The organism is Streptomyces sp. NPDC001020, from assembly GCF_053599115.1.
Map to the genome: position 1 here is coordinate 243,634 of NZ_JBSFLQ010000001.1, position 22,809 is coordinate 266,442.

At 69.0% G+C, this 22,809-nt stretch carries 16 protein-coding genes and 2 tRNA genes; 8 read left to right on the top strand and 10 right to left on the bottom strand.

The annotated features are described in order from the left end of the window. Positions 1–32: 32 nt before the first annotated feature. The 4 genes from ACWDEX_RS01090 to ACWDEX_RS01105 all read right to left on the bottom strand — a co-directional run bounded on the left by ACWDEX_RS01090 (position 33) and on the right by ACWDEX_RS01105 (position 3,531). Positions 33–713 (bottom strand): ATP-dependent Clp protease proteolytic subunit, encoded by a 681-nt coding sequence (locus tag ACWDEX_RS01090; RefSeq protein WP_450460993.1) that lies wholly within the window; start codon positions 711–713, stop codon positions 33–35. A 110-nt stretch (positions 714–823) separates the two neighbouring features. Then, positions 824–1,435, bottom strand: coding sequence for an ATP-dependent Clp protease proteolytic subunit (locus ACWDEX_RS01095; RefSeq protein ID WP_450461113.1), 612 nt, complete (start codon positions 1,433–1,435; stop codon positions 824–826). Between the two features lie 438 nt (positions 1,436–1,873). Then, positions 1,874–3,253 carry a trigger factor gene (gene tig / locus ACWDEX_RS01100; protein ID WP_450460994.1) on the bottom strand — a complete coding sequence of 460 codons (1,380 nt, stop codon included), beginning with the start codon at positions 3,251–3,253 and terminating at the stop codon, positions 1,874–1,876. A gap of 201 nt (positions 3,254–3,454) precedes the next feature. Further along, positions 3,455–3,531: transfer RNA gene (locus ACWDEX_RS01105), tRNA-Pro, on the bottom strand. A gap of 153 nt (positions 3,532–3,684) precedes the next feature. Between ACWDEX_RS01105 and ACWDEX_RS01110 the strand changes: the two genes are divergently transcribed. Next, positions 3,685–3,758, top strand: a tRNA-Gly gene (locus tag ACWDEX_RS01110). A 328-nt stretch (positions 3,759–4,086) separates the two neighbouring features. On the opposite strand, the gene ACWDEX_RS01115 is transcribed toward ACWDEX_RS01110, so the two are convergent. Next, complete coding sequence (locus ACWDEX_RS01115) at positions 4,087–4,281, bottom strand: hypothetical protein (protein ID WP_450460995.1); 195 nt, start codon at positions 4,279–4,281, stop codon at positions 4,087–4,089. A 509-nt stretch (positions 4,282–4,790) separates the two neighbouring features. On the opposite strand from ACWDEX_RS01115, the gene ACWDEX_RS01120 reads away from it, so the two are divergent. Next, positions 4,791–5,960, top strand: coding sequence for an acyltransferase family protein (locus tag ACWDEX_RS01120; RefSeq protein ID WP_450460996.1), 1,170 nt, complete (start codon positions 4,791–4,793; stop codon positions 5,958–5,960). 140 nt (positions 5,961–6,100) lie between these two features. Here ACWDEX_RS01120 and ACWDEX_RS01125 read toward each other — a convergent pair whose 3' ends face one another. After that, positions 6,101–7,279 carry a PP2C family protein-serine/threonine phosphatase gene (locus ACWDEX_RS01125; RefSeq protein ID WP_450460997.1) on the bottom strand — a complete coding sequence of 393 codons (1,179 nt, stop codon included), beginning with the start codon at positions 7,277–7,279 and terminating at the stop codon, positions 6,101–6,103. 149 nt (positions 7,280–7,428) lie between these two features. Here ACWDEX_RS01125 and ACWDEX_RS01130 point away from each other — a divergent pair, with 149 nt between their 5' ends. Next, positions 7,429–8,664: a GNAT family N-acetyltransferase gene (locus tag ACWDEX_RS01130; RefSeq protein WP_450460998.1), complete on the top strand. Its 1,236-nt coding sequence runs from the start codon at positions 7,429–7,431 to the stop codon at positions 8,662–8,664. A 41-nt stretch (positions 8,665–8,705) separates the two neighbouring features. Here ACWDEX_RS01130 and ACWDEX_RS01135 read toward each other — a convergent pair whose 3' ends face one another. Continuing rightward, positions 8,706–9,515, bottom strand: coding sequence for an Fpg/Nei family DNA glycosylase (locus ACWDEX_RS01135; RefSeq protein WP_450460999.1), 810 nt, complete (start codon positions 9,513–9,515; stop codon positions 8,706–8,708). 73 nt (positions 9,516–9,588) lie between these two features. After that, positions 9,589–10,074, bottom strand: coding sequence for a ribose-5-phosphate isomerase (locus tag ACWDEX_RS01140; RefSeq protein ID WP_450461000.1), 486 nt, complete (start codon positions 10,072–10,074; stop codon positions 9,589–9,591). 308 nt (positions 10,075–10,382) lie between these two features. Here ACWDEX_RS01140 and ACWDEX_RS01145 point away from each other — a divergent pair, with 308 nt between their 5' ends. After that, positions 10,383–11,873, top strand: coding sequence for an amino acid permease (locus ACWDEX_RS01145; RefSeq protein WP_450461001.1), 1,491 nt, complete (start codon positions 10,383–10,385; stop codon positions 11,871–11,873). Between the two features lie 72 nt (positions 11,874–11,945). Here the strand turns inward: ACWDEX_RS01145 and ACWDEX_RS01150 are convergent, their stop codons facing one another. Then, a complete protein-coding gene (locus ACWDEX_RS01150) occupies positions 11,946–12,524 on the bottom strand; it encodes a biotin transporter BioY (RefSeq protein ID WP_450461003.1) in 579 nt (192 codons plus the stop codon). Positions 12,525–12,906: 382 nt separating this feature from the next. On the opposite strand from ACWDEX_RS01150, the gene ACWDEX_RS01155 reads away from it, so the two are divergent. Continuing rightward, the gene (locus ACWDEX_RS01155; RefSeq protein ID WP_450461004.1) at positions 12,907–14,286 is read left to right on the top strand and encodes an amino acid permease; all 1,380 of its coding nucleotides are present in this window, start codon (positions 12,907–12,909) and stop codon (positions 14,284–14,286) included. Positions 14,287–14,338: 52 nt separating this feature from the next. On the opposite strand, the gene ACWDEX_RS01160 is transcribed toward ACWDEX_RS01155, so the two are convergent. Next, the gene (locus ACWDEX_RS01160; protein ID WP_450461005.1) at positions 14,339–14,998 is read right to left on the bottom strand and encodes a mycothiol-dependent nitroreductase Rv2466c family protein; all 660 of its coding nucleotides are present in this window, start codon (positions 14,996–14,998) and stop codon (positions 14,339–14,341) included. 159 nt (positions 14,999–15,157) lie between these two features. On the opposite strand from ACWDEX_RS01160, the gene pepN reads away from it, so the two are divergent. The 3 genes from pepN to ACWDEX_RS01175 all read left to right on the top strand — a co-directional run bounded on the left by pepN (position 15,158) and on the right by ACWDEX_RS01175 (position 22,669). After that, positions 15,158–17,734: an aminopeptidase N gene (gene pepN / locus ACWDEX_RS01165; RefSeq protein WP_450461006.1), complete on the top strand. Its 2,577-nt coding sequence runs from the start codon at positions 15,158–15,160 to the stop codon at positions 17,732–17,734. Positions 17,735–17,946: 212 nt separating this feature from the next. After that, a complete protein-coding gene (locus ACWDEX_RS01170; protein WP_450461007.1) occupies positions 17,947–19,011 on the top strand; it encodes a hypothetical protein in 1,065 nt (354 codons plus the stop codon). Positions 19,012–19,348: 337 nt separating this feature from the next. Next, a complete protein-coding gene (locus tag ACWDEX_RS01175; protein ID WP_450461008.1) occupies positions 19,349–22,669 on the top strand; it encodes a S8 family serine peptidase in 3,321 nt (1,106 codons plus the stop codon). Positions 22,670–22,809: the final 140 nt, after the last annotated feature.

Consider the following 22,809-nt stretch of genomic DNA (forward strand, 5'->3'; position numbering starts at 1 on the left):
CAGGCCCGCATGACGAATCGAGCGGATTCGCGTCAGCTGACCGAGGTGTTGTTCATCTTGCGGGTCGAGATGATCTGGTCGATCAGGCCGTACGACAGGGCGTCCTCGGCCGTGAGGATCTTGTCGCGCTCGATGTCCTCGCGGATCTTCTCGATCGGCGTGTTCGAGTGCTTGGCCAGCATCTCCTCCAGCTGCGAGCGCATCCGGAGGATCTCGTTGGCGGCGATCTCCAGGTCGGAGACCTGACCGCGGCCCGTCTCGCTGTACGGCTGGTGGATCAGCACACGGGCGTTCGGGAGCGCCATGCGCTTGCCCGGGGTGCCCGCGGCCAGCAGGACCGCGGCGGCGGAGGCCGCCTGGCCCATGCAGACCGTCTGGATGTCCGGCTTCACGAACTGCATCGTGTCGTAGATGGCCGTGAGCGCCGTGAAGGAGCCGCCGGGGCTGTTGATGTAGACCGAGATGTCGCGGTCCGGGTCCATCGACTCCAGGCACAGCAACTGCGCCATGACGTCGTTGGCCGAAGCGTCGTCGATCTGGACCCCGAGGAAGATCACGCGCTCCTCGAAGAGCTTCGCGTACGGGTCGTACTCGCGGACGCCCTGCGAGGTGCGCTCCACGAAGCGCGGGATGACGTAGCGGGACTCGGCCACAGGGGCCGTGTATTCGGCGCGCACACGGTCATAGAGGCCGCTGCCGGGGAAGTCGTTCACGATGTCTCCTGAAAAGGGCTGAGGCGGTGGCGTGGGGCTGGAGGGGCGCTGGGGGCCTTTGTGTGGGGCCCTCGCGGCCCTCGCGGGAGCCGTACGGGCCCGGTGAGCCCTTACGAGCCCGCCCCGGTGCCTCCGCCGCCCGGCATGCCGACAGCGGTGGTGATGACCTCGTCGATCAGGCCGTACTGCTTGGCCTCGTCGGCGTCGAACCAGCGGTCGCGGTCGGAGTCGCGGGTGATCTGCTCGACCGTCTGACCGGTGTGGAAGGAGGTGAGCTCGGCCATCCGCTTCTTGGTGTGCAGCAGCCGTTCGGCGTGGATCTTGATGTCGGACGCGGAGCCGGCGAGGCCGGCCGAGGGCTGGTGGATCAGGATCTCGGCGTTGGGCAGGGCGAAGCGCTTGCCCGGGGTGCCCGCGCTGAGCAGGAACTGTCCCATCGAGGCCGCCATGCCCATGGCGATCGTCACCACGTCGTTCTTGATGTACTGCATGGTGTCGTAGATCGCCATGCCGGCCGTGATGGACCCACCAGGGCTGTTGATGTACAGGAAAATGTCCTTGTCCGGGTCGGCGGCAAGGAGCAGCAGCTGTGCGGTGATCCGGTTGGCGATGTCGTCGTCCACCGGCTGGCCGAGGAAGATGATCCGCTCGTTGAGCAGCCGGCTGTAGACCTGGTCACCGAGGCCGCCACCGATGGAGGGCTCGCCGGCCGCGGAGGGCATCAGATTCGTCACGTATCCACCTGCTCGTCTTACGACGGCGCGGGGCCGTCTCACGTGTTCTGCCGGGGCGTGGGACTCCACACAGCCCCTTGCCGGGGCGGCTTCGGGGACTCCCCTGCCCTCGTATTCATGGACCCTAACGCGCAGGCAGTCGGGTGCCATCCCGCTTCCGCGGGTGTTCGCTGTCAGCGCATGGGCCCTCGGCCGTGCGGGGTCCGGAGCCCGGGATGCCGTCGCGGGGCCGCGCCCGGACCCCGGGTCCATTGTCGCCGCAGGTGCCACGGCAGGCGCGTCGGCGGAGTGATCGGCACTCGCTCGCGCCCTGGGACGTCACAGCCGTCGGACGCGTTCGTCATCGGGCGGGCACAGACGGCGACGGGCCCCAGGGCGCTGTGCGTCCTGGGGCCCGTCCTACGGCTGTGGTGCCGTGGAGGCTGCTTACGCCTCCGGCTTCTCCTCGGCGGCGGCCTCGGCGGAGCCCTCGGCCGTCTCGGCCTCGGTCTCGTCCTCGTCGTCCAGGTCGACGATCTCGCCGTTGGTGTCCTTCACCGTGGCGGCCTCGACGACGACTGCCAGCGCCTTGCCGCGGGCGACCTCGCCGACCAGCATCGGGACCTGGCCGCCCTCGACGACCGCCTGGGCGAACTGGTCGGGGGACATGCCGGAGGAGGCGGCGCGGCGCATGAGGTGCTCGGTGAGCTCCTCCTGGCTGACGTTCAGCTTCTCCTTGTTGACCAGCTCGTCGAGCACGAACTGGGTCTTGATGCCCTTGACCGCGGCTTCCTTGGTCTCCGCGTCGAACTCTTCCTCGGTCTTGCCCTGGATCTCCAGGTACTTGGCGAGGTCGAGGCCCATCTGGGCGAGCTGGTGGTGCTCGAGGTTGTGCTTGCGGGTGTTGACCTCGTCCTCGAGGAGCTTCTCGGGAACGGGGACCTCGACCAGCTCGAGCAGCTTGTCCAGGACACGCTCCTGGGCCTGCGTCGCCTGGTCGAACTGCTTCATGTTCATGAGGCGCTTGCGGCTGTCCGCCTTCAGCTCCTCCAGCGTGTCGAACTCCGAGGCGAGCTGCGCGAACTCGTCATCCAGCTCCGGCAGTTCACGGGAGGCGACCTGCGTGACCTTGACGGTCACCTCGGCCTCCTTGCCCGCTGCCGAGCCGCCCTTGAGCTCGGAGGTGAAGGTGGCCTCCTCATTGGCGGACAGGCCCTTCACGGCGTCGTCGATACCGTCCAGCAGCTCACCGGAGCCGATGGTGTAGGAGACGTCGCTCGCGACGCCGTCCTCCAGGACCTCGCCGTCGACCTTGGCCTCCAGGTCGACGGTGATCACGTCGCCGTCCTCGGCGGCACGCTCGACCGGGGTCGACGAGGCGAAGCGCTCCCGGAGCTGCTCCACCGACTTCTCGATGTCCTCGTCCGTCACCTCGACGGCGTCGACCTCGACCTCGATGCCGGAGTAGTCCGGGATCTCGATGGCCGGGCGGATGTCGACCTCGGCGGTGAAGGACAGCAGCTCGTTGTCCTTCAGCTCCTTGATGTCGACCTCGGGCTGGCCGAGCGGGTTCAGCTCGGCCTCGTTGACCGCCTCGGTGTAGAACTTCGGGAGCGCGTCGTTGACGGCCTCCTCCAGTACGGCACCTCGGCCGAACCGCTGGTCGATGACCCGGGCCGGGATCTTGCCCTTGCGGAAGCCCTTGACCGTGACCTGCTGGTTGATCTTCTTGTACGCCGCGTCGAGGCTGTCCTTGAGCTCCTCGAAGGGCACCTCAACAGTGAGCCGAACCCGGGTCGGGTTCAGGGTCTCCACGGCGCTCTTCACGGTTCGGTCTCCTTGTGGCTGACTTCTTGGGGTGCTGCCGACCTGACCACCCGGGACGGGCGGGCATTCGGCGGATTCGCGGCCCCTGCCTGAGAGACGTAAGTGCAGACACACACACGGGCGCGCGTTTGCATAGTAACCGGAGGCGGTACACGCCCCAAAAGGTGATCTTGCGAGCCGGTGCCGAGAGGCGCCGGCGGGTGGTCGGGGTGGCGGGATTTGAACCCACGGCCTTCCGCTCCCAAAGCGGACGCGCTACCAAGCTGCGCCACACCCCGTCTGGTGCGACACGTAGGGTACATCGCCGGGCAGGCCACGTCGGCCGCTTTCCTTCCCCGGCCGGCGTGCGGATCAACACGTTGGCCTACGAGGCGGGCGACCCGCTACGATGCCTCCAGTGCCGCGGTCACTGACCTGCGGCGCAACCTGTTGCGGGCGTAGCTCAATGGTAGAGCCCTAGTCTTCCAAACTAGCTACGCGGGTTCGATTCCCGTCGCCCGCTCCATCCGCCGGAGGCTCGGCGAGGGACCACTTCCCTCGCCGAGCCTCCGGCGTTTCCGTACTGACGGACCGCGCCCGACCGGACACGCACCGAACCCCTCGTCGGTGAGGCGGGGGTGAACCTGTCGTCGACGTGCCGGTCGTCCGGGTCCGGGTCCGGGTGGCGAACGACGGACGGCGGGCGCGCGGACGCGGGGACGGACACGTCCGTGGCCTCCGACGCCCGTCCGGGCCCTCTCGACGACCCGGCCCGACAACGACGGGTCCACGACAAGATGACCTCGACCACACGGACTGCCCGCGCATCGACCTACGGGCACGGTCATGCCGATTCAGAATCTGATCGAGTTGACCGTATCCGCTATCGAATTCAGGAAGCGGTTGATGGACGGAGCCATGCCGGTCGAGGCGAGGAAGAAGCCGAAGAGGATCGCCACGATCGCCGGTCCGGCCTTGATCGATCCCCCTCGGATCATCACCACCAGGATGATCGCCAACAGCAGCACCACTGACAGCGAAATGGCCACAACTGATCACACCCTCGGTCGGTCCGCTCTCCCGGCCCGGGTGCGCCGTCCCCCGCGCACCCCCGCCAGAACCATCGTGCCACCAACGGGCCGTCTGTATGCGGCCAGTGACACATCGTCGGTCGACCATGTGGCGCGGTTGCCCTCCGGCGCGCGACTGCGCTGCGGTGAACCCGCTCTTGTCACCGGTATTTCGGAGTACCCGCCAATCTCGAATGAACGCGGATGGTTTCCATGCCCACACATCGCATTCACAGGGAATTCAAATTCCGTCACCCGCCGGGCATTTCATCAGAGTCGCCCGGAGATCGTGGGCGTTATGAGCCCATTCGTCACGATGAAAAGGGACACAACACCCCTGCATCGTCGGGCAGTCGACCGCTCTTCGTGTGCTCAAGAACACGTTCCGGCAATGTGGAACCTGGTGAATCCGAGGTATGCGCAGGTGATAAGCAGAGGGCGCATCAAGCGTTTTACGCGGCCCCACGGAGAGCGTTAGGGTTTCTCAGATGTTCCACGCCGCCTCGTCCTCCCCAAGAGCAACGGGCCCTTCGTCGGCGCCCCCGTCGCACGCGCCGAAGCCACCGGCGCGGCCACCAGCGGACGCGGAGCCGAGTCCGCGCGATCCACAGGCCGTCGAGCCTCCCGTCAAGCAGCGTGACGCCTTCTTCGACAACGCCAAGTACCTGGCGATCGTCCTGGTGGCCATGGGCCACTCCTGGGAACCGCTGACGGACGGCAGCCGCACCCTCCAAGCGGCGTACATGTTCGTCTACGCCTTCCACATGCCGGCCTTCATCCTCATCTCCGGCTATTTCTCGCGCAGTTTCGACATGCGTCCCCAGAAGCTGAAGCGCCTGCTCACCGGCGTCGTCGTGCCGTACATCGCGTTCGAGACCGCGTACACCCTCTTCGGGCGCGTGGTCGGTGGCCAGCACGATATGCCGATCAGCCTGCTCGACCCCTGGTACCTGACGTGGTTCCTGGTCGCGCTGTTCGTCTGGCGACTGACGACCCCGCTGTGGAAGCTGGTGCGCCATCCGATCCCGCTGTCGATCGTGATCGCCATGCTGGCGTCCATGTCGCCCGAGATCGGCGACGACCTCGACCTCCAGCGGGTGCTGCAGTTCCTGCCCTTCTTCGTCATGGGCCTGTCGATGAAGCCGGAACACTTCCAGGCGGTGCGCCGCCGGGGGGTCCGGATCCTGTCGGTGCCCGTGTTCGCCGGCGCGCTGGCCGTGGCGTGGTGGGCGGTGCCGCGGATGAACCCGACCTGGTTCTACCACCGTGACAGCGCCCAGGAGTTGTCGGCGCCCTGGTGGAGCGGTCCGGTGATGGTCCTCGCGCTGATGAGCTGCTCGCTGCTGCTCACGGCCTGTTTCTTCGCCTGGGTGCCCCGCCGGACGATGTGGTTCACCACGCTGGGCACGGGCACGCTGTACGGCTATCTGCTCCATGGTTTCTTCACCAAGGGAGCGGCGTACCAGGGCTGGCTCGACGCGGAGTGGCTCCACCGGCCGCTCGGCGCGGTGTTCGTCACCCTCCTCGCGGGCGCCCTCGTGACGGCTCTGTGTACGGCACCGGTGCGGCGCGTTTTCCGCTGTGTGGTGGAGCCCAGGATGGAGTGGGCGTTCAAGAAGGACGCGGCCCAGGTCGCTCGTGAGCGTGCGACGGCCTGAGCCGAGAGGTCGGGACCATCCGTGAGGAACGGAAGGGGGCGCTTTCATCGTGGTCGCCGCGCGATGAGAGTGCCCCCTGGCCCGAGGCGGACGGTACGAAACGCCGCCGAGTACACGCCGGCGCGGCCCTTGGGGCAGGCTCAGCGCGCGGCCTGGGCCGTCGCGTTCTCCCGGCAGATCAGCAGGAGCGCCCTGTCGTCGTTCACGTCCTTCGCCACCGCCTCGATGAGGTGCCAGGCCGCGCCGTGGAAGCCGCCGGTCACATAACGGTCGGCCTCGCCCGTGAGGCGGTCGATGCCCTCGACGATGTCGCGTTCGGCGGTCTCCACGAGGCCGTCCGTGAACAGCATCAGGACGTCTCCGGGGCGCAGCGAGCCCTTCACGGGGTCGAACTGGGCGCCGTCGTAGACACCAAGGAGCGGCCCCTCCGCCGCCTTCTCCTCCCAGCGGCCGCTGCCCGCGCAGAGCTGGAGGCCCGGCGGGTGTCCGGCCGAATAGAGTTCGTAGTCGCCCGAGTCCAGGTCCAGGACCAGGTGGATGGAGGTCGCGAAACCCTCGTCCCAGTCCTGGCGGAGCAGATAGCCGTTCGCCGCGGGAAGGAACGCGTGCGGTGGGAGCGATCCCAGCAGGCCGCCGAACGCCCCGGACAGCAGGAGGGCACGCGAGCCCGCGTCCATGCCCTTGCCCGAGACGTCCGTCAGGACGACCTCCAGGGTGCGGCCCCCGTTCGTCCGGGCCGCCACCACGAAGTCACCCGAGAACGACTGCCCTCCGGCCGGCCTGAGCGCCATCTCCCGGTGCCAGCCCAGCGGCAGCCTCGGCAACTTGCTCTGGACGCGGATACGTTCGCGCAGGTCGAAGAGCATGGTGCCGCCGCGCCGCCACGGCACCCCGACCCGGCTGCGGAACTGCGCGATCAGCAGCCCGAAGAGCCCGCAGGCCGCGACCACGAGCACGATGCCGGGGGTGACCCGCGAGGGCCCCTCGGTGTACGGCCCGAGCCGCACCGACTCGACGATCAGCGCGGTGGCGGCGGCGGCGTACAGACCGAGCAGGCTGGAGGGCCGCAGCAGCAGGCCGCCCGCCACGATCGGCAGGACCAGCACGGCCGGTGAGCACCACACGGGATCGGCCAGGGTCGTCGCCGCGATCAGCGGAACCGCCAGCAGCAGACCGGCCAGCGCGATCCAGTCCGAGCCGTCCCCGCGGAAGTAGTCCACGGCGGATCTGCGCACGCCGATGCGGGCCCGGTGCCACTGCTTCTTCAACCGGGCCGGGAACGTCTCGGCTTCCGCGCGCCGCGCTCGTCCTGCTGCCATCGTTCGGGACCCTATCCATCCGTCCTGCCGCTTGGCACGGGAGGTCCCACTTGTCCCTCCTCCGAGCGCTGAACTTCACACGAATCCGCCCCCCGCGGCAGGGGAGAAAACCCCTCGCTCGCCCCGCATTGCCCTGATAGGCATGGGCCATGACGACTGAAGTACGACTGCTACGACAGGACGAGTGGAACTCCTGGTACGAGAACTTCGTCCGGGCCTTCGGCGATTGGGATGAATCACCCGAAGAACGTCAATTCTGGAGAGATTTCACAGAGTTCGGTCGTTTCCTGGGCGCATGGGATGAAGAGGAGTGTATCGGCACAGCGGGTGCGTTCAGTTTGCGTCTCACCGTTCCCGGCGGCGCCTCGGTCCCCGCGGCGGGCGTCACCGCGGTGAGCGTCGCGGCCACGCATCGTCGGCGCGGAGTGCTGACGTCGATGATGCGCCGGCTGCTCGACGACGTCCGTTCCTGGGGGGAGCCGCTCGCGATACTGGGCGCGTCCGAGCCCGAGATCTACGGCCGGTTCGGGTACGGCATCGGCACGCTCCGTCTGCACGCCGAGATCGAAAGCCGCCGGGTCCGGCTGTCGGTGCCGCCCGGCACGGACGAGGTGCGCCTGCGGTACGCCGCTCCGGCCGACGCCCTCGACGCGTGCGAAGAGGTGTACGCGCGGCTGGTGCCGGGGCGGCCTGGCATGTTGGCGCGGCAACCGGGCTGGGAGCGGATGGAACTGCTCGACCCGGAGCGCGCGCGGGGCGGGGCGTCGCCACTGCAGTGCGTTCTCGCCGAGCGGGACGGCGAGACCGTGGGCTACACGCGCTTCCGTGTCAAGCCGGAGTGGGACCCCCAGTCCAGCAGCCCCAAGGGCACAGTGATCGTGCAGCAGGTGGAGGGCCTCGACCCGGCGGCACGCGCGGCGCTGTGGCGGTTCCTCTTCGACATCGACCTGACCTCGCAGGTCGTCGCGCGTCATCGGCCGCTGGACGACGCGTGGCAGTACCAGGTGTCGGACATCCGCCGCTGCGGCCTTCGGACGAAGGACGATCTCTTCGTACGGCTGGTGGACGTGGGCGCGGCGCTTCAGGCGCGGACGTACCAGACGCCGGTGGACGTGGTGTTCGAGGTCGAGGACGCGTTCTGCCCCTGGAACGAGGGGCGTTGGCGGCTGACGGGGGACGCGAAGGGCGCCTCCTGCACCCGTACCACGGATGCGGCGGATCTCGCTTTGAACGTACGGGAGTTGGGTTCGGCGTATCTGGGCGGGATCCCGCTCACGGCGCTGGCGGCGGCCGGACAGGTGCGGGAGCTGCGGCAGGGGGCGCTGGCGGAGGCATCCCTGGCGTTCGGCTCGGCGGTGGCGCCGTGGACGCCGCACGGGTTCTAGACCGTTCCAGACCGGCTCCGGGCGGACCATAGGGCCTGTCCCTAGGTCCGCTGACAGTCCGGGCACCAGAACAGATTGCGGGCGGCGAGATCGGCGGTGCGGATCTCGCCGCCACAGATGTGGCAGGGCAGGGTCGCCCTCCGGTACACGTACACCTCGCCGCCGTGGTCGTCGACGCGCGGCGGGCGGCCCATGGCTTCGGGGGTGTGCTCGGGGCGGACCGTGTCGATGCGGTTGTTCCGGACGCCCTCGCGCATGAGGTCGACGAGGTCGGCCCAGATCGCGTCCCATTCGGTCGGGGTGATGTCCCGGCCGGGGCGGTAGGGGTCGATGCCGTGCCGGAAGAGGACCTCCGCGCGGTAGACGTTGCCGACGCCGGCGATGACCTTCTGGTCCATGAGCAGGGCGGCGATGGTGGTGCGGCTGCGGCGGACCCGGCGGTACGCGGCGGTCGGGTCGGCGTCGGCGCGGAGCGGGTCAGGGCCGAGGCGGCCGTGGACGGCGGACTTCTCGTCGTCGGTGATCAGGGCGCAGGTGGTGGGGCCCCGGAGGTCGACGTACGAGGTGGGGTTCGCGAGCCGGAGCCGGACCGTGTCGGTGGGCGGGGGTGCCGGGGCGTCGCCGAAGGTGACCTTGCCGAAGAGACCGAGATGGATGTGCACCCACTCACCGCCGCGGAAGCCGAGGAAGAGGTGCTTGCCGTGGGCGTCGGCGGTGTGCAGTTCGGCTCCGTCGAGGAGGGCGGCGGCGTCGGCGAACTTGCCCTGGGGGCTGCGGACGGCGACGGCGGCGCCGGCGAACCGTGCGGAGTAGTCCTCGGCCAGCCGATGAATGGTGTGCCCCTCTGGCACGGTTGCCCTACCTCCGGGTGAACGTCACGGGGCCGGAGCTCCGTCTGGAACCCCGGCCGTCCGAAAGGTGTCCTCAGCCCTGCGGGTGGTGGGGAGGGATCGGGGGGAGCTCGCCCGTCGTCTCGTACGACGCCAGCATGTCAATGCGCCGCGCGTGTCGCTCGTCACCCGAGAACGGTGTGTTCAGGAACGTCTCGACGAACTTCGTCGCCTCGTCCTGCGTGTGCATCCGCGCACCCACGGCGACGACGTTCGCGTTGTTGTGTTCGCGGCCCAGCGACGCGGTCTGCTCGCTCCAGGCGAGGGCCGCACGTACGCCCTTGACCTTGTTCGCGGCGATCTGCTCCCCGTTGCCGGAGCCGCCGATCACGATGCCGAGGGAGTCGGGGTCCGCCGCCGTGCGCTCCGCGGCGCGAAGGCAGAACGGCGGGTAGTCGTCCTGGGCGTCGTAGATGTGGGGCCCGCAGTCGACGGGCTCGTGGCCGGCTGCCTTGAGCCACTCCACGAGGTGGTTCTTCAGTTCGAAACCGGCATGGTCTGAGCCGAGGTACACGCGCATGATCCGAGTGTGACACGCCACGTGCGGGGCGGCCTCGCCGGGTGTCGCACAGGATAAATGTGACGAGCACTACAGATTCTCCAGGAAATGTGAAGTAACTATCAGGAATCAAAGGTTCCCGAATTCACCGACCTCGGATTCACTGGACCAACTGCACACCGCTCGTCCGGGCTCGGCGCTTCGCACTCCGCTCGTACGGGCCCTGTATTCCGCTCGTGGAGCTCGTAGAGACCGAGTAGTGCCTCTGTGCACGGGGTGTCCCCCACATCCCCGTATCCCCCACGCCCGGCGCAAAGGAAATACCGCTTATGACCTCGCTGCCGACCCCCAAGGCCGGAAACGACCCCGGCCGCCCCGGAGAACCCGGTGGCGGCCTCCAGGCCGGACTGAAGAACCGTCACCTTTCGATGATCGCCATCGGTGGTGTCATCGGTGCCGGTCTGTTCGTCGGTTCCAGCACCGGCATCGCCACCGCCGGTCCCGGCATCCTTCTCTCCTATGCCCTGGTCGGCACGCTCGTGGTGCTGGTGATGCGCATGCTGGGCGAGATGTCGGTGGCGAACCCCACCTCCGGCTCCTTCTCCGCGCACGCGGACCGTGCGCTCGGGCGCTGGGCCGGTTTCTCGATCGGCTGGCTCTACTGGTTCTTCTGGGTGGTCGTGCTCGCCGTGGAGGCCACCGCGGGCGCCAAGATCCTCGAAGGGTGGATACCGGCGGTACCCCAGTGGGGCTGGGCTCTCATCGTCATGGTCGTACTGACCGCGACCAACCTGTTCTCGGTCGGCTCCTACGGCGAGTTCGAGTTCTGGTTCGCCGGGATCAAGGTCGTGGCGATCGGCGCCTTCGTCGTCGTCGGCGCCCTCGCCGTCTTCGGGGTGCTGCCCGGCGTCCACAGCGACAAGGCGGGCCTGAGCAACCTCACCGCCCACGGCGGCTTCCTGCCCCACGGGGCCGGTGCCATCCTCACCGGCGTGCTGCTGGTGGTCTTCTCCTTCATGGGCAGTGAGATCCCCACGTTGGCGGCGGGCGAGGCAGAGGACCCTCAGCGGGCCGTCACCAAGGCCACCAACAGCATCATCTGGCGTGTCGCCGTCTTCTATCTGGGCTCGATCTTCGTGGTCGTCTGCCTGATCCCGTGGAACGACCCCTCGATCGAGAAGAAGGGCTCGTACGTCGCCGCCCTGGACTCCCTCGGCATCGCGCACGCCGGTCAGATCATGAACTTCATCGTGCTGGCGTCGGTGCTGTCCTGCCTCAACTCCGGGCTCTACACGGCCTCCCGCATGGCCTTCTCCCTCGGTCAGCGGGGCGATGCGCCGAAGTCCTTCGCGCGGACGACCCGTCGTGGTGTGCCGATGGCGGCCATCATCGTCTCCGTCCTCTTCGGCTTCCTGGCCGTCTTCTTCAACTACAAGTTCCCGGACTCGGTCTTCCTCTTCCTGGTCAACTCCAGCGGTGCGGTCGCCCTCTTCGTCTGGCTGGTGATCTGCTTCTCGCAGCTTCGGATGCGGAAGATCATCCAGCGCGAGGCGCCCGAGAAGCTGGGCGTGAGGATGTGGCTGTACCCCTACCTGACGTGGGCCACGGCCGGGCTGATCCTGTCCGTCCTCGGCTACATGCTGACCGACACGGAACACAACGGACGCACGACCGTGTCGCTGTCGCTGCTCGTCGCCGCGGTGGTGGTGGCAATCGCCCTGGTGAAGCAGAAGCTGGGCCGCGACCGGACCGCAGGGGCGGTCACGGACGGGGAAGCGGACGGGGACGTGGACAAGGAGCCGGTGAAGGCGGGCGCCTGACCGGCACACGAACCCAACATGCGGAAGGGCCCCGCGGCGTCGTCGTACGCCGCGGGGCCCTCCCCCTTTTCGTCACTTCCTGACGAGCCTCCATGCGGTGGGCAGCAGGCCCATCGCCAGGGCGGCCTTCAGAGCGTCGCCGATCAGGAACGGGGTGAGGCCGGCCGCGATCGCCGCCGTGAGGGACATGCCGGTGACGACGGCCAGGTACGGGACGCCGACCGCGTAGATGATCGCCTCACCGAGCAGCATGGCACCGGCCGTGCGCAGCATCGAGCGGTCGGCGCCGCGGCGGGCCAGGGCGCCCACGGCGGCCGAGGCGAGCAGCATGCCGAGGACGTAACCGAAGGAGGCACCGCCGACGCCGGACGCGCCACCGGCGAACCACGGCACGCCCGCCATACCGGCGAGCGCGTACAGGGCGAGCGCCAGGACGCCTCGGCGGGCGCCGAGGGCCGTGCCCACGAGCAGCGCCGCGAAGGTCTGCCCGGTCACCGGCACCGGGGAGCCGGGGACGGGCAGCGAGATCTGCGCGGCGAGTCCGGTCAGCACGGCGCCGCCGGAGACGAGGACGGCGTCGAGGACGCGGGATGCGGGCAGCAGATCGGCGAGGACCTCGCCGGGGCGGGCGGTGGCGGTAGCGGTGCTCATAAGGACTCACTCCGGCGGTGGGGACGGCTCAGGACACGGTGACGCTATCCCAGGCCACACGAGCCGATCACCATCAGCGCTCGACAAAGGGTGGAACGACGGCTTGGTGGACTCCACACAAAAGACAGGAGCTACACCTGAGGTGACGTGATGCTGGTCACTGAGGTGAGGCCCTGCGCAGACGCCGACACGACAGGAGGGGACTGTAGGATTTGCACAATTGAACTGCCCCGTCATCGGCGTCGCACCACCCTCAGCCCGCGCGTGAGAGCGCTCTCGCTGTCCCTCCGCGCGTGTCCGCATAGTGGGCAGCCTCTCCCCCGTAACGAACAGGGCCCCGAGACTGTGCGGGTCCATATCACGAACGGAACGGGTCGCAGCCATGCCAAGCAGCACCACCGTCCAGACGCCGCCCACAGCGGATGCCTCCCTCTCGCACGGACTCAAACAGCGCCATCTGTCGATGATCGCCCTCGGCGGGGTGATCGGTGCCGGCCTGTTCGTCGGCTCGGGCGCCGGTATCGCGGCCGCCGGTCCGTCGATCGTGATCGCGTACACCGTCTCCGGCCTGCTCGTCATGCTGGTGATGCGGATGCTCGGCGAGATGTCGGCCGCCTACCCGTCGTCGGGCTCCTTCTCGGCGCACGCCGAGCGGGCGTTCGGCCCGTGGGCGGGCTTCACCGCGGGCTGGTCGTTCTGGGTCGTGCTCTGCACGGCCGTGGGCCTGGAGGGCATAGGCGCCGCGAAGATCGTCACCGGCTGGGTGCCGGGCACGCCCGAGTGGGCGTGGGTGGCGCTGTTCATGGTGGTCTTCTGCGGCGCGAACCTCGCCGCCGTGAAGAACTTCGGCGAGTTCGAGTTCTGGTTCGCGACGCTGAAGGTCGGCGCGATCGCGCTCTTCCTGATCCTCGGTGTGCTGGCGATCGCCGGCGTGCTGCCCGGCACGGACGCCCCGGGCACCTCCAACCTCGGTGACTTCATGCCCCATGGCGGCCAGGGCCTGGTGATCGGCCTGCTCGCGTCGCTCTTCGCGTACGGCGGCCTGGAGACGGTCACCATCGCCGCGGCCGAGTCCGAGAACCCGGTGAAGGGCGTGGCGAGCGCGGTCCGTACCGCGATGTGGCGCATCGCGATCTTCTACATCGGCTCGATGGCGGTCATCGTCACGCTCGTCCCCTGGAACAACGCGGAGGTCGTCGAGAAGGGCCCGTACGTGGCCACCCTCGACCACCTGGGCATCCCGGGCTCCGGCCAGCTGATGAACGTGGTGGTGCTGGTCGCGCTGCTGTCCGCGATGAACGCCAACATCTACGGCGCCTCACGCATCGCGTACTCGCTGGTGGAGCGCGGCCAGGGCCCCAAGGCACTGGGCAAGGTCTCCGGCGGCGTCCCGCGGACCGCCGTCCTCGCGTCGTCCGTCTTCGGATTCGTGTGCGTCGTCCTGAGCTACTGGCGGCCGCACGACGTCTTCCAGTGGCTGCTGAACATGATCGGCGCGGTGATCCTGGTCGTCTGGTTCTTCATCGCGGTCTCCCAGCTACGCCTGCGCGGTCGGCTGGAGCAGGAGGCACCTGAGAAGCTGGTCGTCCGTATGTGGGCGTTCCCGGTGCTGACCTGGGTCGCGCTCGCGGCCATGGCGGCGATCACCGTGCTGATGTGGCGGCAGCCGGACACCCGTGTGCAGCTTTACTCGACCGGCGGCATGACGCTGTTCCTGGCCGCCGTCGGCTACGCCTGGCAGCGGGCACGCGCCCGGAGCTGACACGCGCACACCGGGCTGCCGGCCCCGCAAACGGACCGGCAGCCCATGCGCCCTACAGATTGCTGAAGTCCGGCCCCGTCGTGCGCGTGCGCTTGAGCTCGAAGAAGCCCGGGACCGAGGCGACAGCCAGGGTGCCGTCCCACAGCCTCGCGGCCTCCTCGCCCTTGGGGGCCGGAGTCACCACCGGGCCGAAGAACGCGATCTCCTCGCCGTCGGCACCCGGGACCGCGATCACCGGCGTGCCCACCTCCTGGCCGACCTTGTCGATGCCCTCCTGGTGGGAGGCGCGCAGCTCGGCGTCGAACTCGAAGTTCTCCTCCTGGTCCGCGTAGTCGATCAGTTCGGCCGGAAGGTCGACGTCCTTCAGCGCCGCCGCGATGACCTCGACGGTCGGCTCCTCGCCCTGGTTGTGGAAGCGGGTGCCGAGCGCGGTGTACAGCGGGCCGAGGACGTCCGCGCCGTGCTTCTGCCACGCCGCGGTGACCACGCGGACCGGCTTCCACGCCTTGGTGGCGAGCATCTCCCGGTAATCCTCGGGCAGCTCGTCCAGCTTGTCCTCGTTGAGCACCGCGAGGCTCATGATGTGCCAGCGGACCTCGATGTCCCGGACCTTCTCCACTTCGAGGATCCAACGGGAGGTCATCCAGGCCCAGGGGCACAGCGGGTCGAACCAGAAGTCGACGGGGGTTCTGCCGGAAGCGGTCTCGGACATGGTTCTCCTAGGAATACGGCTGTCCTCCGGGCAACGTCCAAGGTCGTCCCCGCCATTCCCCGGAGATCCTCATGAGTCCGCCCCGGTGCCGGGCGTCAGGGGCACATGGCAGGATCGGTCCTGTTCGCCCCACCCAGCCGACCAGAGGGAGTGCCGCCTGTGCCTGGTGAGAACCTGTCCCGTGACGAGGCCCAGGAGCGGGCCGCCCTGCTGTCCGTCGACGGGTACGACGTGTCGCTCGACCTGCGTTCGGCGGTGGGCGACGCCCCCGCCGACGAGCCGCACACGTTCCGCTCGGTCACCACGATCCGCTTCCGCTGCGCCGAGCCGGGCGCCACGAGCTTCGCCGACCTGATCGCCCCGAGCGTCACCGCGGTCTCGCTCAACGGCAAGGATCTCGACCCCGGTGAGGTCTTCGACGGCACGCGCGTCCGGCTGGAGGATCTGGCCGCCGAGAACGAGCTGGTCGTCGACGCCCAGTGCGCATACTCCCGCACGGGTGAGGGCATGCACCGCTTCGTCGACCCCGAGGACGGCGAGGTGTACCTGTACACGCAGTACGAGCCCGCCGACTCTCGTCGTGTCTTCGCGAACTTCGAGCAGCCGGACCTCAAGGCCCCCTTCCGCTTCGAGGTCCGCGCCCCCGAGGGCTGGACGGTGTGGAGCAACGGTGTCGGCGAACAGCACGACGCCGTGTGGCGGTTCGCGGAGACCAAGCCGATCTCCACGTACATCACCGCCGTCGTCGCCGGTCCGTACCACTACGTGACCGACACCTACTCCCGTACCTTCGACGACGGTACGACGCTTCAGATCCCGCTCGGCGCGATGTGCCGCAAGGGCCTGGCGAAGCACTTCGACGCGGACGACGTCTTCCTGGTCACCAAGCAGGGCCTGGACTTCTTCCACGACCACTTCGACTACCCGTACCCCTTCGGGAAGTACGACCAGGCGTTCGTGCCGGAATACAACCTCGGCGCGATGGAGAACCCGGGTCTGGTCACCTTCCGCGAGGAGTTCATCTTCCGCGGCAAGGTCACGCAGGCGTCGTACGAGCGCCGGGCCAACGTGATCCTGCACGAGATGGCGCACATGTGGTTCGGTGACCTGGTGACCATGGTGTGGTGGGACGACCTGTGGCTGAAGGAGTCCTTCGCGGACTTCATGGGCTCCTTCTCGATGGTGGAGGCGACCCGCTTCACCGACGGCTGGATCACCTTCGCCAACAACCGCAAGGCGTGGGCGTACCGGGCCGACCAGCTCCCCTCCACGCACCCCGTCACGGCGGACATCCGCGACCTGGAGGACGCGAAGCTCAACTTCGACGGCATCACCTACGCCAAGGGCGCTTCCGTACTCAAGCAGTTGGTGGCGTACGTGGGCCGGGAGGCCTTCCTGGAGGGCGCACGTCGCTACTTCAAGCGGAACGCGTACGGCAACACGCGCCTCGGCGACCTGCTGTCGGTCCTCGAGGAGACGAGCGGCCGGGACATGGCCGCCTGGGCACGGTCCTGGCTGCAGACGGCGGGCGTCAACTCGCTCACCCCGCAGGTGCTGCTGGGCGAGGACGGCCGGATCGCGGAGCTGTCGGTGCTTCAGGAGGCGGCCGAGTCGCACCCCGAACTGCGTCCGCACCGCGTCGCGGTGGGCCTGTACCGCAGCGAGGCGGGCACGCTCGTCCGGTACGCGCGGGCCGAGGTGGACGTCGACGGTCCGCGCACGGTGATCGGTGAACTCGCGGGTGCCGAGGCCCCGGAGCTGGTCCTGGTCAACGACGACGACCTCACGTACTGCAAGATCCGTTTCGACGACGCCTCGCTCGCGACCCTGAAGGGCCACCTCGGCGACCTCACCGACCCCCTCGCGCGGGCGCTGTGCTGGTCGGCGCTGTGGAACCTGACCCGGGACGCGCTGCTGCCGGCCCGGGACTTCATCGATCTGGTGCTGCGGTTCTCCGGCCGCGAGACCGACATCGGCGTGCTCCAGCAGCTGCACACCTGGGCGGACTCGGCGCTGACGTACTACGCGGCGCCCGCGTGGCGCGAGACCGGCGGACAGTTGCTCACTCAGGGCGCGCTGCGCGAGTTGCGGCAGGCGGAGCCGGGCAGCCAGCACCAGCTGACGTGGGCGCGGTTCTTCGCGGCGGTGGCGTCGTCCGAGGCGGATCTGCAGTTGCTGCGGGGCCTGCTGGAGGGCACGGCGAAGATCGACGGCCTGGACGTGGACCAGGAGATGCGCTGGGCGTTCCTGGCGCCGCTGGCCGCGCACGGCGCGGCGGACGAGTCGGTGCTCGCGGCGGAACTGGCCCGCGACGACACCGCCTCCGGCAAGCGTCACCAGGTCCGCTGCCTGGCCGCGCGCCCTTCGGCAGCGGTCAAGGCCCAGGCGTGGGCGGAGGTCGTCGAGTCGGACACCCTGTCGAACGCACTCGTCGAGGCGACCATCGCGGGCTTCGTACAGCCGTCGCAGCGGGAGCTGCTCGCGCCGTACACGGAGAAGTACTTCGCGGCGATCGAGCGGGTGTGGGCGCAGCAGTCCATCCAGATCGGGATGGACGTGGTGAAGGGCCTGTTCCCGTCGTTGCGGGACTCGGGCGAGACGCTGGACGCGACGGACGCGTGGCTCACCGCCCACGAGGATGCGCCGCCGGCGCTGCGCAGGCTGGTACTGGAGGCACGCGACGACCTGGCACGCACCCTCCGCGGGCAGAGGTGCGACGCGCAGGCGACTTCCTGAGCTGAGGCCGGGCGGGCGGACGGTGGTTGAGGGATCTGCGGAATGACGGTTACGAAATACGAGTATCCGAACCCGTAACCCGTTTCTCCGTCCGTCCGGACCAGCCTCTTTCGGCAGTCGAACGCGCGTACTTTAGCGCCGTCTTGTCCGTATTTGTCGACAGACGTGTAACAGTGGTTAGAGGTCGGGCCGGAGGCGGGAACCTCGGGGGCATGAACCACAACACCCCGCTCTCCCCCCGCCCCCTCCACCATCTGGCCGCAGTGCAGCGCCGGGTGCTGACCGCCGCTCAGCTTCGCGCGCACGGCGTCTCGGCCGCCGAGACGAACGAGCGGTGCCGCCCCGGCGGCTCCTGGCAGCAGTTTCTGCCGGACGTGTACCTGCTCCACTTGGGGCCGCCGACCTCCGAGGAGCGTCTGCACGCGGTACTGCTGTACGCGGCACGCGCGTCGCGCGACGACCCGGCACCCGCGGTCCCCCCGCAACCGGGCGCGGGCGGACCGCACGCCCCGCTGCGCTACCCGGACGCGGTGATCACGGGGTTGGCCGCGCTGACGCTGCACGGCTTCGCCTCGACGCCCCCGCTGACATCGCTGGACAGGCTCGACGTCCTGGTCCCGCAAACCCGTCGGCTACGCAGCACCGGCTGCGCGCGGGTGATCCGTACGCCGTCACTGCCCGCCCCGAGGCAGGTGACCGGCCTTCCGGTCGCCCCTGTTCCGCGTGCCCTGGCCGACGTGGTGGCCGAACTGACGGACGTGGACGCGGTTCACCGTTTGCTGGCCGAGGCGGTACGCGGTGACCACTGCGATCTGACCGCGGTGGTAAGGGAGTTGGACAAGGCTGGACTACTGAGCCGCCCGCACATGCTGGACGCGGTGGACCCGCTCGTCGCCGAGAGCCGGGCGATCGCGGAGAACCGTCTGTACCGGCTGGTGCGCGAGTACGGCCTCCCCGAGCCGATCTGGAACGTGGGCCTGAGCCTTCCCGGCGGCCCTCACCTCGGCGGCCTGGACGCCTACTGGCCCGAGCAGGCGGTGGCACTGGAACTCGACACCCGTGCCCGGCACCACGTCCTGGGCGAGGGCGACCACGCGCTGTGGTCGGAGTACGCCCGCAAGCGCGAACACCTGGAACGGCTCGGCATCACGGTCGTGCACCTCATGCCGGAGAAACTCCGCGACGCGATGGAACAGCAGGCGTCGGTGGTGCGTACGGCGTTGATCGCATCGACGGGCCGGGAGCCGGCCGCGCGTGTAGTGGTGCTGCCGCGTTGACGAAAAGGAAAACGAGGGGCCGCCGGACCGACGGCGGCCCCTCGTAGGCGGCTGCCCTCGACTGCGCACGGACGGAGGGACGCCAGGCGGCCACCGACCGCGCGCGGAACCAGGCGCTCACAGGATTGCCCCAGGCCGCCCCAGTACGTCTGCGATGACGCATGGCGGGATTACGCCATGCATCCATCCCGCCTCGGTCAACTCTCCACAAATATCGGTCGGTCGGGTAAAGCTGAGCGATCACCCGGACCCGTGATCCGGACGACCGTGGCCAGGAGCGATTCGTCTCCGGGCTCCGGTCGTATCACCTTCGTTCCTTTACCTCCAAGGGATGCTGATGACGACCGACTCCCACCGCGCCCCGATATCGGGCGCGAGACGCGTGGCCCGCACAGCCGCGGCCGCCGGCCTCGTGGCCGCGCTCTCCGCGGCCGGGCCGATACCGCTGGCCTACGCCGCGAGCCAGCACTCCGCCGACTCCGGCCCGGCCGTCAAGTCCGCGCACGGCAAGCTCGGTGCGCACGACTCCGAGCTGCTGGCCAAGGCCAAGGCCCACGGCGACAAGAACGTCACGATGATGATCGCGACCGCGCCCGGCCAGACCGGGCAGGTCGTCCAGGAGCTGGACGCCGTCAAGGGCGGCTCCGTCGGCCGCACCTACGACAAGCTCGGCTACGTCCGCGCCACCGTGCCGACCGGCAAGGCCGACTCGGTCATCGACGCCGCCTCGAAGCTGTCCTCCGTGCACGCCATCGACCTGCGGCAGGACATCCCGCTCGACGACCCGTCACCTGACGCGGACACCGCGAAGGGCGCCTCTGCCAAGGGCACGGCCACCTACCCCGCCCCGGGCAAGGACACCCCGGCCGAGAACCCGTACAACCCGTCGTTCGAGACGGGCGCCGTCGACTTCGTCGCGAAGAACCCGAAGGCGGACGGCCGTGGCGTCACCATCGGCATCCTCGACTCCGGTGTGGACCTCGGCCACCCGGCCCTGCAGAAGACCAGCACCGGCGAGCGGAAGATCGTCGACTGGGTGACCGCGACCGACCCGATCGTGGACGGCGACGGCACCTGGCGGCAGATGACCACCGGCGTCACAGGCCCCGAGTTCACCGCGGGCGGCACGACCTGGAAAGCGCCGGCGGGCGACTTCCTGTTCAACACCTTCAGCGAGTCCGCGACCAAGGGCGGCGACGCCAACGGCGACCTGGACCGCGACGGCAGGACCACCAGCGTGTGGGGTGTCCTCTACGACCCGGCGGACGGCACCGTCCGCGTCGACCTGAACAACAACGGCGACTTCACGGACGACGTCCCGATGAAGCCGTACAAGGACGGCCACCAGGTCGGCTACTTCGGCGAGGACAAGACCGACCCTAAGACGGGCGCCGCCCTGCGCGTGCCGTTCGTCGTGGAGATCCGCAAGAACGTGCCGATGGACCCCAAGGGCGGGTCCTGGGTCGGCAAGAAGGCCGACTTCGTCAACATCGGCGTCATCGAGTCCGAGCACGGCACCCACGTCGCGGGTATCACCGCGGCGAACAGCCTGTTCGGCGGGAAGATGAACGGCGCCGCCCCGGGCGCGAAGCTCGTCTCCTCCCGGGCCTGCAACTGGAACGGCGGCTGCACCAACATCGCGCTCACCGAGGGCATGATCGACCTCGTCGTCAACCGCGGCGTCGACATCGTCAACATGTCCATCGGAGGCCTGCCGGCGCTCAACGACGGCAACAACGCCCGCGCGGAGCTGTACACGCGCCTCATCGACACTTACGGCGTGCAGCTCGTCATCTCGGCGGGCAACAGCGGCCCCGGCCTCAACACCATCGGTGACCCCGGCCTCGCCGACAAGGTCATCTCGGTCGGCGCGGCCATCTCCAAGGAGACCTGGGCGGCCAACTACGGCTCCGCCGTGACGAAGTCGTACGCCATGATGCCGTTCTCCTCGCGCGGCCCGCGTGAGGACGGCGGCTTCGCGCCGATCATCTCGGCGCCCGGCGCGGCCATCAACACCACGCAGACCTGGCTGCCCGGCGGCCCGGTCGCCGAGGCCGGTTACCAGCTCCCGGCCGGCTACTCGATGCTCCAGGGCACCTCGATGGCGTCCCCGCAGGCGGCCGGCGCGTCCGCGCTGCTGCTGTCGGCGGCGAAGCAGCGGCACATCGACCTCACCCCGGCGAACCTGCGCACCGCCCTGACCTCGACCGCGCGCCACATCAAGGGCGAGCAGCCGAGCAGTGAGGGCGCGGGCCTGATCGACATCGTGAAGGCCTGGAAGTCGATCGAGAAGGGTGCCTCGGCGCACCAGTACGCGGTCAAGGCCCCGGTCACCACCTCGCTGTCCTGGGCGCTGAAGACGCCCGGCTTCGGCACCGGTCTGTACGACCGTGAGGGCGGTCTGAAGAAGGGCCAGACGAAGACCTACGACGTCCAGGTCACCCGCACCACAGGTCCGGCGGGTCCGGTCCAGCACCACCTGAGCCTGAAGAACGACGACGGCACCTTCAAGATCCTCGGCTCGCCCGATGTCTCGATGCCGCTGAACAAGCCGGTGACGGTCAAGATCGAAGCGCGTCCCGGCGCCATCGGTGTGCACAGCGCGATCCTCGAGGTCGACGACCGAGGCACCGAGGGCGTGGACCGGCAGATCATGCTGACCGTCGTGGTCTCCACGGACATCGCGAAGCCGTCGTCGACCTACTCGGTTTCGGGTGTCGCGCAGCGCAACAGCCCCCAGTCGTACTTCGTGACGGTCCCGGAGGGTGCGAAGACCCTCGAGGTCTCGATGAGCGGGCTCAAGGACAAGAGCCAGACCCGCTTCATTTCGATCCACCCCTACGGCGTCCCGTCGGACCCGACGTCGACCCCGCTGTGCTACCCGAACTACGAGAACCCGGCCAACACCTGCCGTCCGGACGTGCGTTCGTACGCCAGCCCGATGCCGGGAGTCTGGGAGATCGAGGTCGAGGCGCGTCGTACCTCGCCGCTGCTCGACAACCCGTTCACGCTGAAGGCGGCGGTGTACGGGCTGGACTTCAGCCCCGCGGTGCAGACGGTCCCGGAGGTGAAGGCCGGTACGCCGGCCCCCGTGTCCTGGACGCTGACGAACAAGTTCGCCGGCCTGGACGCCAAGCTGAAGGGCGGCTCGCTGGGCTCCTCGAAGTCGGAGCGCCCGACCATCGCCGACGGTGACACCCAGACCAAGACGGTCGTCGTGCCCGCCGGGGCCGAGCGCCTGGACGTCGCCATCGGCAATGTCTCGGACGCGGGAGCCGACCTGGACCTGTACGTGTACAACGCCGCCGGTCAGCGGGTCGCCTACTCGGCCAAGGGCGGCTCGGAGGAGTCCGTCTCCATCGCCAAGCCCGCCGCGGGCACGTACACCATCGAGATCGACGCCTACTCGGTGCCGGCCGGCACCACGGACTACGACTACCGGGACGTGTACTACTCGGCGACGCTCGGTTCGGTCAAGGTCGACGAGGCGAAGGTGTACCCGCTCACCCCGAACGGCACGGCGCAGATCTCCGCCGATGTCGTCGCGAACGAACCGGCCCCCGCGGGCCGCGAGTTCTTCGGTGAGGTCCAGGTGCTGAACACCCAGGGCACCGTCGCGGGCCTCGGCAGTGTGAAGATCGGCCAGGTCATCCCGTAGCGGAGCCGGCACAACGGTGGGGCGGGCGTCCGTACGGCGGGCGCCCGCCCTTTCGCATGGGCTCGCACCTGGCCGTGGCCGACCGCAGCCGGCCCTGGAGAGTCCGGGCGCGTCCGCCCGCGAAGGCCTCCTCTCGACAC